The organism is Acinetobacter sp. CWB-G5 (assembly GCF_019209785.1).
GTDB lineage: Bacteria > Pseudomonadota > Gammaproteobacteria > Pseudomonadales > Moraxellaceae > Acinetobacter > Acinetobacter johnsonii.
Genome location: NZ_JAHUTF010000003.1, coordinates 249,798 through 263,116 on the forward strand (window position 1 = coordinate 249,798; position 13,319 = coordinate 263,116).

The 13,319-nt window shown below is 43.8% G+C and carries 11 protein-coding genes; 9 read left to right on the forward strand and 2 right to left on the reverse strand.

Annotated features, from left to right (window positions below):
• Positions 1–60: 60 nt before the first annotated feature.
• On the forward strand, positions 61–3,558 hold the full coding sequence (locus KVY11_RS08045; protein ID WP_218288687.1) for a PAS domain-containing hybrid sensor histidine kinase/response regulator: 3,498 nt from the start codon (positions 61–63) through the stop codon (positions 3,556–3,558).
• Positions 3,559–3,960: 402 nt separating this feature from the next.
• On the forward strand, positions 3,961–4,728 hold the full coding sequence (locus KVY11_RS08050; protein ID WP_218288688.1) for a hypothetical protein: 768 nt from the start codon (positions 3,961–3,963) through the stop codon (positions 4,726–4,728).
• 58 nt (positions 4,729–4,786) lie between these two features.
• On the opposite strand, the gene KVY11_RS08055 is transcribed toward KVY11_RS08050, so the two are convergent.
• Positions 4,787–5,437: a response regulator transcription factor gene (locus KVY11_RS08055; RefSeq protein WP_004691689.1), complete on the reverse strand. Its 651-nt coding sequence runs from the start codon at positions 5,435–5,437 to the stop codon at positions 4,787–4,789.
• A 377-nt stretch (positions 5,438–5,814) separates the two neighbouring features.
• On the opposite strand from KVY11_RS08055, the gene msuE reads away from it, so the two are divergent.
• The 5 genes from msuE (at position 5,815) to KVY11_RS08080 (ending at position 9,721) form a co-directional block, all read left to right on the forward strand.
• Positions 5,815–6,543 (forward strand): FMN reductase, encoded by a 729-nt coding sequence (msuE, locus tag KVY11_RS08060; RefSeq protein WP_218288618.1) that lies wholly within the window; start codon positions 5,815–5,817, stop codon positions 6,541–6,543.
• 27 nt (positions 6,544–6,570) lie between these two features.
• On the forward strand, positions 6,571–7,677 hold the full coding sequence (gene sfnG / locus KVY11_RS08065; protein WP_218288619.1) for a dimethylsulfone monooxygenase SfnG: 1,107 nt from the start codon (positions 6,571–6,573) through the stop codon (positions 7,675–7,677).
• Between the two features lie 127 nt (positions 7,678–7,804).
• Complete coding sequence (locus KVY11_RS08070) at positions 7,805–8,215, forward strand: DoxX-like family protein (protein WP_218288620.1); 411 nt, start codon at positions 7,805–7,807, stop codon at positions 8,213–8,215.
• Complete coding sequence (locus KVY11_RS08075; RefSeq protein WP_218288621.1) at positions 8,212–9,045, forward strand: SDR family oxidoreductase; 834 nt, start codon at positions 8,212–8,214, stop codon at positions 9,043–9,045. The genes KVY11_RS08070 and KVY11_RS08075 overlap by 4 nt, the downstream gene beginning before the upstream one ends.
• A 61-nt stretch (positions 9,046–9,106) precedes the next feature.
• Complete coding sequence (locus tag KVY11_RS08080) at positions 9,107–9,721, forward strand: riboflavin synthase (RefSeq protein ID WP_004978236.1); 615 nt, start codon at positions 9,107–9,109, stop codon at positions 9,719–9,721.
• A gap of 293 nt (positions 9,722–10,014) precedes the next feature.
• Here the strand turns inward: KVY11_RS08080 and KVY11_RS08085 are convergent, their stop codons facing one another.
• Positions 10,015–10,722, reverse strand: a complete 708-nt coding sequence (locus KVY11_RS08085; protein ID WP_159128616.1) for a GntR family transcriptional regulator — start codon at positions 10,720–10,722, stop codon at positions 10,015–10,017.
• Between the two features lie 23 nt (positions 10,723–10,745).
• Between KVY11_RS08085 and lhgO the strand changes: the two genes are divergently transcribed.
• Both lhgO and KVY11_RS08095 read left to right on the forward strand, forming a co-directional pair.
• The gene (gene lhgO, locus KVY11_RS08090) at positions 10,746–11,954 is read left to right on the forward strand and encodes an L-2-hydroxyglutarate oxidase (RefSeq protein WP_218288622.1); all 1,209 of its coding nucleotides are present in this window, start codon (positions 10,746–10,748) and stop codon (positions 11,952–11,954) included.
• Between the two features lie 31 nt (positions 11,955–11,985).
• Positions 11,986–13,290 (forward strand): MFS transporter, encoded by a 1,305-nt coding sequence (locus tag KVY11_RS08095; protein WP_159128618.1) that lies wholly within the window; start codon positions 11,986–11,988, stop codon positions 13,288–13,290.
• The last annotated feature ends 29 nt before the right edge of the window (positions 13,291–13,319 follow it).

Below are 13,319 nucleotides of genomic sequence, written 5' to 3' on the forward strand. Positions count from 1 at the left end.
CAGCAGCCTCTATCCCAGATGCGCTATGATGGCCGAGATGAAGGAAAAACTTTAGGTAAAATGAACAGCTGGCTCATTATCGGGGTATTGGCCCTCTATATCGTCTTACTCTTTATCTGCGCTTTTTTTGGTGAGAAACACGCCAGCCGTCTGAGCACGCGTGGGCGCATGCTATTGTTTAGTTTAACTTTAGGGGTCTACTGTTCATCTTGGACCTTTTATGGCGCAACAGGTGCAGCAGTTCGTGAAGGCATTATCTTTCTGCCGATCTACCTTGGCCCACTACTTTTCGTCGCACTGGGCTATGACATTTGGCGTCGTTTAGGCCGCGTCCGTCAGCACCATGCTATTTCATCGATTGCCGATTTTGTCGCTGCACGCTATGGTAAAAGTGGGCCTTTGGCCTCAATGGTGACTATCCTCGCCGTCATTGCGATTATTCCTTACTTAGCCCTGCAGCTACGTGCCATTGCACTCAGTGCCGCGGTGATTTTAGAACCTACCGCAGGCAGCATCGCCTCAACCACCAACGGCGTGCTATTCCTCACTGGTATTTTGGCCATTTTAGCCATGATTTTCGGGACCAGACAGATTGCCAATACAGAACAGCATGGCGGTCTGATGTTGGCGGTTGCCTTCGAGTCTTTTGTCAAACTGTTTGCTTTGCTGTGTGTCGCGCTCTTTTTCGTGTTTGCTGCACCTGAAAACATCCATCAAATCTCTAAGGATGTTGCAGAGACTTTCCATCAAGTACAACTCATTGGTGTACCCGATACATTTTGGATTCAAACCTTGTTGGCTGGACTCGCGATCATTTGCTTACCGCGTCAGTTCCACGTCGCTGTGGTCGAATTGCGTGATGAAAAGCATATTCGTGGAGCACGGCGATGGTTCGCAGTTTATTTAGTTTTAACCATCATTGCCATTATTCCGATTGCCAGTTGGGCGCTGCATGCAACGCCAGGTTACTTAGCGATCCCCGATGTCGCAGTTTTGTCTTTACCTTTAAGTTATGGCCAAGACTGGTTAACCCTATTGGCCTTTCTAGGCGGCTTCTCTGCCTCTACGGGTATGCTGTTGGTGTCTTCAGTGGCCCTGTCGATCATGCTCAGTAATGACTTGATCATGCCTGCCTTATGGCGTACCAATTTACTGTCCCGCCATGATAAACGCTTACCCTTGGTGCTTAAATTTACCCGCCGGGTCTGTATTTTAGCCGTCATGCTACTGGGCTTTTTGTTCTTCCATTTTTTTAATGACATTGACCAACTTTCAGTCTTTGGCTTGTTGGCCTTTAGTGCGGTGGCTCAGTTCTCACCTGCCCTCATTGGTGGTCTATACTGGCGTGGCGGCAGTAAACAAGGCGTCTATGCAGGTTTATTGGCTGGTTTTGGCATGTGGGCCTACACCCTGTTGTTACCGACTGTGCTGCGCAGTTTGCCTGCTGAATATTCACACTTTACCGAAAGTTTTCTTAATGTCGGGCCCATGGGCATTAACTGGTTACGTCCTGAAGCCCTGCTCGGTTTTGAATCCTTTGCCGCACTCACTCATGGGGTGGTATGGGCACTCGGTCTGAATATTATTTTATACATTTGGATTTCCCGCGTTTTCCGCCCCAGCGTGGCCGAACAAATTCAAGCAGAAAGCTTTTTCTATTATGAAACTAAGCCACTGCCGACACAGAGCACGTCTACAGACATCAACTACATTCATCACGATGTTGCACGTTTAAAAGTTGGTGATTTAATCACCTTAGCCAAACGGATTACTGGTGATGGCGCAACTATGCGCGCTTTCCAACAGTTCTGTGCCCAGAACAATGTAGTGCTGAATGAAAACAGCAATGCCAACGGCATGTGGTGGCGTTTTACCGAACAATATTTGGCAGGCACTATTGGTGCTGCATCGGCGCGTACCCTGCTCACCACCGCAATGGTCAACAATGGCCTCGCTTTGGGGCAAGTGGCAAACATTCTAGACCAAGCCTCACAGTGGCAACGTTTTAATCAAAACCTGATCATGACCATGATTGACCACATGACCCAAGGGGTGAGTGTGGTCGATGAAAATATGTGTTTGGTGGCATGGAATAACCAATATTTAAAACTGTTTGATTATCCAAAAGACATTGTCTATGTCGGTTGTCCGATTTCGGATTTGATTCGGTATAACGCAGAGCGCGGCGAATGTGGCCCAGGTTCGGTTGAAGAACATGTACGGAAACGGATGCACTGGATGCAAGTCGGTAGCGCACATGAATTTGAACGCATTCGTAAGGATGGTCGTGTCATTCAAATGCGCGGCAACCCAATTGAAGGTGGTGGCTTTGTCACCACCTTTGCCGACATTACCGCCTTCCGTGAAAATGAAGCCATGCTGGAGGCACGTGTCCAAGACCGAACTCAACAGCTAGCAGATGCATTGACTGAACAACAACTGGCACGTGAACAAGCCGACAAAGCCAATATGTCGAAAAGCCGCTTTATTGCCGCGGCCAGTCATGACTTATTGCAACCGATGCATGCTGCGCGTCTGTTCAGTACGGCTTTAGAACAAAGCGTACAAAGTGAAGAAGACCGTAAAACCTTACAACAGCTTGATCGTGCCTTACACGGTGCAGAAAGTATGTTGTCTGCCCTACTGGATATTGCCCGTCTGGAAGGTGGCACCATTCAACCCAACCGTCAGGCTTATCCGCTGCATGATTTACTCAGCGACCTTGAATTGCAGTTTAAATCCATTGCCGCACAGCGCGGTATTCGTTTCAGCGTACATGATGCTCAGTTCTGGATAGATACCGACCCACAATGGATTCGCCGTATTATTCAAAACTTTGTCAGTAATGCCCTACGCTACACTGCCAAAGGCAAAGTGGTGGTGGGTGTACTCCGCTCCACGGACAAACCACGCCATATTCGGATTGGGGTGTGGGATACTGGACCCGGGATTGCAGAAGAACAACGAATCAAACTATTCCAAGAGTTTGAACGCTGTGGCCATACCTCACCGTGGGGTGAGCAAGGGCTTGGCTTGGGCTTAGCCATCGTACAACGGATGACCAGCCTGCTCGATTACCCAGTGCATGTCTATTCAGAGTATGGCAAAGGGTCATGCTTTATGATTGAAGTACCAATCATTGACCCACCAAAAGTCGTGGCAGCGCCTGTACAAGCAGTTCCTCTCAAAACCAAAGCCTATAAGATTTTGTGCTTGGACAATGACGAAACCATTTTAGAAGGTATGTCGACTTTACTGACCAAATGGGGCTATCAAGTGTTTAAAGCAACCGAGCCTGAGCAAGCTTTTGAAATGATTCAGCAAGAAAACATTCAGGTCTGGTTGGTCGATCAGCACTTAAATCATGAAAAAATTGGTTTGGACTTTATTTTAGCCAATCGTCAAGAAAATGTCCCCGTCGCTTTGATTACCGCAGACTCAGATCCTGAACTGCCACAACGGGTCAAAGATATGAATATCGTGCTGTTGAAAAAGCCGTTAAAACCTGCTTCTTTACGAGCATGGTTATCGGGTTTAAAAATTTCAAATCCTGAATAAATTCACTACATTCGCTCACAAAACCCAAGTTACCTGACTTGGGTTTTGTCTTTTTTGGGCTCTATATATACTGCAAACTGACTAAAGTTTTAAAGGTTTCGACCAAAGTGCTCATTTCCAGCACGTTAAAGCCCAACAATATTGGCTAAAAATTACACATCTATTTTTACTATGGCAAAATACACCAGTTACATTAGTGAACACTTGTATACTTAGTTACAATTTTTCAAGTATTTGTTTTATTTAAACTAAATATACATAAAAACGCAAACTACGACTTTAGTCGTATTCATCTCCACAGGGGATTGGCAGATAACTAGGACTAAGAAAAGATCAGTTTTTCTACCTATATACCCCTTCCTTCGCTGAAGAAACTGATCATCCTTCTCTTGGAGTTTTATGATGAACATTTCTAAAGCAATGCCACATGGCTCAGATCAGTCACAACAATTTTTGCGCCAGTATAGTGCCAATGCCTTTTTACCCAGTATTGACTGGGTCGAACTCTTTAAACAAAGTAGGCTCAACGAGACTCATGTTCAGGCCTTAGATACGCTGTATCACACCGCTATTCCCCTCGCATTACAACTGTTTGAACAACTCGACTTTGATGTGTTTCGACCTGCGGCGTACCAACCGCACGGCTTAGGTCTATTTGAAAAACTTCAACAACAAGAAGACCCGTTCTTGCTGGCATTGGAAACTGAATCCAGTGCACTCAGTGTAGATGTACGCCATCAAATTTGGAGTATGCTCCTTCGCGGCGGCGCAGTATTGGTGTTTAAAGCATGGCTCGGTAAAGTCAAAACCGATCAGGATCAACTCGACACCACCCAGTTTGACCAATTGTCGGATCTGCTCTTTATTAAAACACCACCGCAAGTCTTGGCGGATCGCTTAAGTATTGATGCGCAAGGAACACAAGACCATATTTTCCTCATGTATGACAACGAAATCTACTTAGACCGTTTCAATAGCTTAGAAACGGCGGCTTTATTTGTCGATCTTGGCGTGTATGATGCGGCCTTTTTAAGTCTGCGTGATGACCGTGTTGCCGCTTATTTGAAACAACAGGGCTATGTCTCTGAAGAGCAAATTGATGACTTGCAATGTGCTTTAAATCCTTTATTTTGTACCGATGTCACTAGCAAACAAAACTGCTTGGCTTAAACTTAAGACCGAAAAAAAGCGCTGATGATTCAGCGCTTTTTTAATTCAATAGATCAGCTTACATGCGTTTTTCTTCAATATTTAAAGCATTGATCGCAAGGACCGCTTGAGTTCGGTTTTGTACCCCGAGCTTACGGAAAATCGCAGTCACGTGTGCTTTAATAGTCGCTTCTGAAACATCGAGTTCATAGGCAATCTGCTTATTCAGCAAACCTTCTGCCACCATCATCAAAACACGGAACTGCTGCGGTGTTAAGGATTGAATGCGCTCAGCCAGTGCAGTTTCATCGGCAGCACGTGGGTCAAAGTTCATGTTAGCGGGTAAATTTGGCGGCAACCAAATTTCACCATCTAAGACTTCGCGAATTGCTTCGCCAATATGACTTGGATGTGCCGACTTTGGAATATACCCCATCGCACCATGCGCAATTGAACGCTGAATGATTGAAGTCTCTTCATGTGCTGAAACGACAATAATCGGTAATGATGGATACTGGGCACGAACGTGTACCAATGCAGAAAAACCTGAAGCACCTGGTAAGTTTAAGTCCAATAGCACCAAATCAGGTTCAGGACCTTTTTCAAGGCGTTCATAAAACTCGTTTACTGCGGCTGTTTCATGAATTTGAGCTTGCGGTAAGCTATAACGAACAGCTTGGATTAACGCATGGCGAAACAGCGGATGGTCATCAACGATTAATATATTCATAAGCAACGAGAGATTTCGAGTGCACTAGTCTTGACTATTCTAACCATACAAGTGCCGATAAGGATATGCAAAGTCTAACTTTTTTTCACTTTATCACGCTTTAGGCAGGAAAATAGCCTCAATTCCAAGTCGATCTTGAAATATAAATAACTAATCACATTTTGATATAAAATTTATCAGCACATCGAAAAAGGTTATTTATTTTAAATATATATAAAAAATACAACCATTTAATAAAAATTTAGATAGTCTTTTTCAGCATCAACAGATATATCTGAAAATCAGATAACTTAACGCTATTTCTTTATTTTACAGACCAAATGCAGATATTAGATAAATAAGCCCATTCCGAGATACAACACTTTAGGGCTGTCCTTATGTCTACTTTACTGCAAAAACCACTCAATATTGTCGCTGTGTCAGGCGGTTTAAATACTCCGTCTAAAACTGAGGCATTGGTACAAGAAATATTAAATGAACTGGGCGATGCAACCCCAACCAATGTACATTTCATTAAATTCAGCGAAATTGGCCATTTACTCGGTGGCGCGATTTACCGCAACCAACTGCCACAACGTGTGCAAGATGACTTAGCCGCGGTCGAAGCTGCCGATGCTTTGATTGTTGGAACACCAGTTTACCGTGCTTCATTTACTGGTTTATTCAAACACTTTTTCGACTTTGTTGAGCAAACGGCGCTGGTCGATGTACCGGTACTGCTTGCAGCCTCAGGCGGCAGTGAGCGTCATGCCCTGGTACTGGAGCATCAACTTCGCCCACTATTCAGTTTCTTCCAAGCGCAAACTTTACCTATTGGGGTCTATGCCACAGACAAAGACTTTACCCCCGCGTATACCATCCACAGTGAATTATTGCGAGATCGCATTACTCTTGCTGTGGCCCGTGCTTTACCCATCTTAGAATGGGCACCTGCCAAAGGTCAGCGTGCAGAAGTAGTGAAAGAAAAAACCCAACTTGCCAATCAGAACTTGGGTATCAACACGCAAATCGAACAAGACGATGTACTGCCTTCAGCAGCGGTTCCGAATTTAGATGCAGCCGAGTCTCGCTTGCATCAGAAAAAAGCCAAACCACAGGTCGCTTAACGCAAAAAGCATTGAGAGGGTTTTCACATGTCACAACAGAATAAAAATATTACGTTTGCTTATTGGGTTCCCAATGTCAGCGGTGGCTTAGTGGTGAGTAATATTGAGCAGCGCACAGACTGGAGTTATGACTATAACGTTCGTTTAGCGCAGGCTGCGGAAAAAAATGGCTTTGACTATGCTCTAACTCAGATTCGTTTTACTGCGGGTTATAATGCAGAAAACCAACATGAGTCGGTCAGTTTTAGTCACGGTATTTTAGCCAAAACCAGCAAACTCAAAGTCATAGCCGCCATTTTACCTGGCCCGTGGAAACCCGTGCTTGCCGCAAAACAGCTTGCAACCATCGACCACTTAACCCAAGGACGTATTGCAATTAATGTGGTTAGTGGTTGGTTCCGCGGTGAATTTGATGCCATTGGTGAAGCATGGCCTGAACATGACCAACGCTATGCTCGCTCGGAAGAGTTTATTCGTGCATTAAAAGGTGTTTGGACCCAAGACAACTATAGTTTTGATGGAAAGTACTACCAGTTCAAAAACTACACCTTGTCCCCCAAACCTGTGCAAAAGCCGCATATTGAAATTTTCCAAGGCGGCAGTTCACGTGCTGCACGGGATATGGCTGCACGAGTTTCAGACTGGTATTTTACCAATGGCAATACCCCTGCGGAGCTCAAAAAACAGATTGATGATATTCGTGCAAAAGCCCAACAGAATGGCCATCAGGTCAAAATTGGGGTCAATGCTTTCATCATTGCCCGAGATACAGAGGAAGAAGCGAAAACGGTTCTGCAAGAAATTATTGATAAAGCCAATATTCAAGCGGTACATGCCTTTGGCGAGGCCACCCGTGAGGCGGGTGCTGCAACACTGGAAGGTGAAGGCAACTGGGCCAAATCGACCTTTGAAGATTTGGTTCAATACAATGATGGCTTTAAAACCAATTTGATTGGTACACCACGCCAAATTGCCGAACGTATTGTCGAATTAAAAGCCGTTGGTGTGGATTTAATCCTTTCAGGTTTTTTACATTTTATCGAAGAGGTTGAATACTTCGGTGCCAAAGTGTTGCCATTGGTTCGTGAGTTGGAAGCTCAGCAGCAATCCGTTGAGACTGCCAAATCTGCTTAGCTCGGTAGGCAGCAGACACGAACTAAAAAATAATAATGATAGGTGACTCTATTCTTCCCTCAAGGCTCGGCTTGAGGGTTTTTTTATTGGTGTATAATCCGCACAAAGTAAAAAATATCCTCTTTATATGAACAACAGCCAACCCTCTAAATTCATTAATCTCTCTTTGGCCTTTTTATGGAGCTATCAAGGTCTAATTCCTAAAATCCTTTTTATCAATCCCGATGAGATTGCCATTTGGCAAACTTTTGGGCTTTCCTACACACAGGCCCAACTGGCAGGTCAGGGCTCAGGTGTGCTTGAGTGTGTTTTTGCTTTATTTTTACTTTTTAATTCCAGTAAATATCTGCATTACCTCAGTATTTGCAGCTTAGTGTTTTTATTCGCACTGGTCGCTTTTCTAATACCAGACAGTCTTATTCGTGCTTTTAATCCTGTGGTTATGAACCTTGCAATGATCAGTCTATCCATTTGTTATTGTATGCTTCACAGTCAACAAGCGACTTCCTTTAGTTCACAAAGTAAAGGATCCATATGAATTCAAAATCAGGTTGCATCGTCATTACAGGCAGTTCTAAAGGTATCGGCTTGGGTTTAGCTCAAGCCTTTTTAGAACAACAACAAGCCGTTGTGATTTCTGGTCGAAATAGCACAGATTTGCAGCGCACCCTGCAACAGCTACAGCATCGCTTTCCCGCTGCGCTGATTCATGCCGTCACTTGTGATGTCACGCAGATCCATGAAGTACAAACGCTTTGGGATGAAGCCATTCAACAATTTGGTGCTGTTCAGATTTGGATTAATAATGCAGGTAGTTGTACTGCGACACTAGACTTTAAAGATCTCGCAGCAGCAGACATACAGACTGTGGTGCAAACCAATATTCTAGGCAGTATGTTCGGCTCACAAGTGGCCTTAAACGGCATGCTAGCACAAGGCTATGGTCAAATTTTGAATATGGAAGGTTGGGGTACTCGAGGCGAATGGAGTGCAGGCATGACCGCCTATGCCACCACCAAACGTGCCGTAGGGTACTTTAGTCAAGCCCTGTTTAAAGAAACCAAACAGACCCACATTCAAGTCGGTACGCTTAGTCCCGGAATGGTAGCAACTGACCTACTGGTATCCTCTTGGCAAAATGGCAATGTTCAGCACTGGAACAAAATGAAACGGCTTTTTTTGTTTATTATCGATCCTCCTGAGGTGGTCTGCCGCTATTTAGCCCAACGTATTTTAGAGAATAAACGTCGCCATAGTCGAATCGTATGGATGACGCCCTTACGTCTGTTGCTCCGATTTTTACGGCCCTATTATTGGCGTCGAAATCCAATCAAAGATACAGCTTTAGCACACCTCAACTCAAAATAATGCCACATCAAGTGATAGATCATTTACATTAAACATAAACCCCGAATTAGGAAGACTTCTGATGTACACAGGTATCGTACAAGGCTTAGAGAAAATTTTAGATGTCCGTCAAGGCGACGGTTTTAGCACCCTTGTGGTTTCAAATACACACAACTTTTTTCACGATGTCTTCATCGGTGCAAGTGTAGCCATTAACGGCACCTGCTTAACTGCAACGCACATCGATCTGACCGCCAACCAAGTCCATTTTGATGTCTCAGATTTGACTCGACGCCTGACCACTTTAGGGGCTTTACAGACAGGCGATGAGGTGAATATCGAACGTTCAGCCAAAGTCGGGATGGAAAATGGGGGACACAACTTGTATGGACATATCGAAGGAACGGCTACAGTAAAGCAGCTGAGCCGTCACGGCGAGACTCTACATGTGGATCTCCACATACCCGAGGGCAATATCAAATACTTTTTCTTAAAAGGCTTTATTGGTCTGAATGGTTGTAGCCTCACCGTCAACCGTGTTGATCGTAACAGCCATGAAATTTCAGTTGATTTGATTCCTGAAACTTTGCGTTTAACGACATGGGCATCGGTACAAGTCGGCGATGCGGTCAATTATGAAATTGATCAGATGACACGGACGATGGTGGATACATTAGAAAGCATCCATCAGCGTTAAACTGCGTTTTTTGACATTACAGCTGTACAAAAGCGCCTAACTCAGGCGTTTTCTGTATTTTAAAAATGTTATTTATCAAAATGATATACGTATAATTTCAATATTAAGCATCAATCAACTTACCGATACTCATCCCCCTTTTCGACTCTTCTCAGTTCAAATCTCTAAGGGTTGAGCTTCATATTTCACATCAATAATCGCTGCCAAAAACTACGACTAAAGTCGTATAAAATTTCCGCACAGGAGAGATTGTTCAAAATTTACATGTTGCATGCAACATGCTACTATCAATTTTAGATCCAGTTGAGATAGTCATTGGTACTGTAATCTGACCAGTTTTCACGTTTTTCCGATTCTTGGTTTATCAGTAGCGTAGCGGTATTTATTATGTGAGCTTTCATCAAGTTAGCGGCTTGTTGAGCATCTCCACTCACAAATGCATGATGTAACTTTAAATGGTCATCAAAGGTCTGCATACAATTTCGCGAATGCGGAATGGTTGCAGAACCCGCGATTAACACTTGGTTACGGGTATTGCTAATAATATCAATCGCTTTCTGATTGCCCACGATTTGTAATAACGCTAAATGGTAATCCCGGTCAGCTTTTAGAGTCCCTGTAATGTCATTTGAGGCCGCCTTCAGTTTGAACTCCTCAAAAATAGCATTCAAATGTTCAATATCTTGCTCTGTTCTGACCTTAGTTGCACGGTAGACCAGAGGAACCTCCAGCATCAATCGGATTTGAAAGGATTCAATCATTGTGGTGAATGTTGTCGGAATAATACGTATCCCTTTATTTTTCTCAATTTTCACAATACCAATCTTTTCAAGCATTTGTGCTGCTTCACGTACAGGTGTGCGTGAAATGCCGCCAAGCATCTGACCCAATTCTGTTGCTGAGTACAAGACATTGAACTGTAAGTGATTATTGATAATTGCATCCTGCAAAATTTCAAAAGCTTCTTCAGTTAATGTTTTTGGTTTTTGGATCAGTTTCATGAGGTTTTACAAAGGGAATCAATATGCTGAATAAACATTATGCCATCATCGGGGGGGGAATCAATGGATTGGCTGTTGCCCGCCAACTTCTGTTGGACTATCCAGATGCCCGTGTCACGGTATTTGAAAAAGAAACTGATGTTGCCATGCATCAATCTAGCCATAATTCAGGTGTAGTACATGCTGGACTATATTATGAACCAGGGGGCTTAAAAGCCCGCTTATGCCGTCGTGGTGCGACACTGGTTCAACAATACTGTACTGAAAACCAAATTCCCTATGATGAATGTGGCAAGGTCGTGGTGGCACTCACTAAAGATGAAGAAGGTCGTCTCGATGCAATCTACAAAAAATCGATGGCCAACCAAGTTCCCGATGTCCGTATTCTTCAAGCTGGCGAAATTCAAGACGTCGAGCCGAATTGTATTGGGACCAAAGCCCTCTATTCCCCACGTACCGCAATTGTCAGCTATGGTGCAATTGCGAAAAAAATGGCAGAAGAAATTAAACAGAAAAATGGCACCTTGGTATTGGGTCGAAAAGTCATTAATTTGACGGAAAAAAATAATAAAGTCAGCGTACATTTTGATGATCATGAGGTCTATCCAGCCCAGTTTGACTACGTCGTAACCTGTGCAGGTTTACAGTCTGACCGACTTGCGAGCAATTCAGGCGATATTGCCACGCCAAAAATTGTCCCATTCTTTGGTCAATACTATGTGATTGATGAACAATTCAAAAATCATGTCAAAGGTCTGATTTATCCTGTACCCGATCCTAAATATCCATTTTTAGGGGTGCATTTCACCAAACGAATTGATGGTCAGATGACCATTGGACCAAATGCGTTTATTTCGTTTGGCCGTGAAAACTATACCGGTAATAAATTTAACCTCACCGATATTTACGACTTCCTCACTTACAAAGGTTTTTGGAAATTCTCCTCTAAAAACATGCCCGCAGCAGTACGAGAGCTGAGAACGGTGCTCAGCCAAACCAATTTTGTCGCAGAAGCAGCCAAATATGTCCCATCTCTTGCTGACGTCTCTGTTGAACCTGCAACACGTGGCATTCGAGCTCAAGCTATGGAAGCTGATGGCTCATTGGTCGATGACTTTGTCATTCGCAAACAAGGCAATATCACCCATATTCGTAATGCCCCATCTCCGGGCGCGACCTCATCTTTAGCGATTGCCGAATATATTGTGCGCGAAGTCATGTCTCACCACTAATAAAAAACTGACTCTCATAAAGGAATATCAAATGAGCAATACTCATGAAACAGAATTAGAAAAAAAGAAGCGACTCAAAAAAGTAGCAACAGCAACCATTGTCGGCTCCATGTTAGAGTGGTATGACTTCTATCTGTATGCCACCATGGCCTCAATTGTCTTTGCTAAAGTGTTTTTTGACACTTCAGACCCAGGCAGTGCCAGTTTGAAAGCCTTTGCGACTTTTGCCATTGGCTTTATCGCACGCCCTCTAGGGGGGCTGTTCTTTGGTTATTTTGGTGACAAATATGGCCGTAAAAAGATGCTGTTTGTCACCTTCTTATTGATGGGACTGTGCACTACAGCTATTGGCCTTATTCCAACCTATGAATCTATCGGCATCTGGGCAGCAGTACTGTTGGTGACTTTCCGTATTATTCAAGGTCTAGGTGCTGGGGCTGAATTTGCAGGGGCTGCAATTACCTCGTATGAACATGCCTCTGAAGATAAACGCGGTAGTCAAGGTGCATGGCCTGCCCTAGGTCTAAACCTAGGACTCCTACTCTCTTCACTTACGGTCTTCTTATTAACCTTAAATGGTGATGAGTTCTTGATTAATGGCGGCTGGCGTATTCCGTTTATTCTCAGTTTTGTGCTGGTGATTATTGGTTTATGGGTGCGTAAAAGCTTACCTGAAACCCCAGATTATGCTGAGGCACATGTCGAAAAATCCAAGGAAAACCCGTTCAAGCAGATCTTAAAAACCAATATGAAAGGTCTAAGCGTGGTCTTTCTGATTGCAATTGGCTATAACGCCTTGAGCTATATCTTTAAAACCTTCTCTTTGGCTTATTTAACTCAATTCCAAGGTGTTACGGCACATGTCACTTCATTATCCGTGACCATTGCAAGTTTGGTTGCCATCTTCACTGTACCATTCTTCGGTTGGTTGTGTGACAAATGGAATAGTAGAAATGTTCTGATCTTAGGTGGTTTTCTCTCAATCCTGTTTGCCTATCCTTTTATGAAGTTACTGGAAACAGGGAACAATACTTCAATTTACATCGCTTTAGCGATTGGGACAGGTATTCTTGCTCCAATGATGTTCGCACCACAGGGATCTTTCCTCAGTCGTCAGTTTGCCGTGGAAAACCGTTCTACTGGAGTGAGTACAGGCCGCGAAATTGGAACAGCAATTGCAGGGGGCTTAGCACCTTTAGGTGCCTTGTCATTGGTGGCGGCTTCACCAACCCATTCGACGACAGGCGTGATTCTAATTTTAGCGCTAGCAGGTTTATTTGTGGTCTTAACTGCCCTTTGCGATCAAGGCTATAAATTCTCCAAACATAAAAACTAAACACTTTAATAGCTCTTCGTTCACAAAGA

Coding starts and splice junctions, on each gene's coding strand:
- KVY11_RS08045 (WP_218288687.1), top strand. CDS start 61: ATGAACAGCTGGCTCATTATCGGGGTATTGGCCCTCTATATCGTCTTA.
- KVY11_RS08050 (WP_218288688.1), top strand. CDS start 3,961: ATGAACATTTCTAAAGCAATGCCACATGGCTCAGATCAGTCACAACAA.
- KVY11_RS08055 (WP_004691689.1), bottom strand. CDS start 5,437: ATGAATATATTAATCGTTGATGACCATCCGCTGTTTCGCCATGCGTTA.
- msuE (WP_218288618.1), top strand. CDS start 5,815: ATGTCTACTTTACTGCAAAAACCACTCAATATTGTCGCTGTGTCAGGC.
- sfnG (WP_218288619.1), top strand. CDS start 6,571: ATGTCACAACAGAATAAAAATATTACGTTTGCTTATTGGGTTCCCAAT.
- KVY11_RS08070 (WP_218288620.1), top strand. CDS start 7,805: ATGAACAACAGCCAACCCTCTAAATTCATTAATCTCTCTTTGGCCTTT.
- KVY11_RS08075 (WP_218288621.1), top strand. CDS start 8,212: ATGAATTCAAAATCAGGTTGCATCGTCATTACAGGCAGTTCTAAAGGT.
- KVY11_RS08080 (WP_004978236.1), top strand. CDS start 9,107: ATGTACACAGGTATCGTACAAGGCTTAGAGAAAATTTTAGATGTCCGT.
- KVY11_RS08085 (WP_159128616.1), bottom strand. CDS start 10,722: ATGAAACTGATCCAAAAACCAAAAACATTAACTGAAGAAGCTTTTGAA.
- lhgO (WP_218288622.1), top strand. CDS start 10,746: ATGCTGAATAAACATTATGCCATCATCGGGGGGGGAATCAATGGATTG.
- KVY11_RS08095 (WP_159128618.1), top strand. CDS start 11,986: ATGAGCAATACTCATGAAACAGAATTAGAAAAAAAGAAGCGACTCAAA.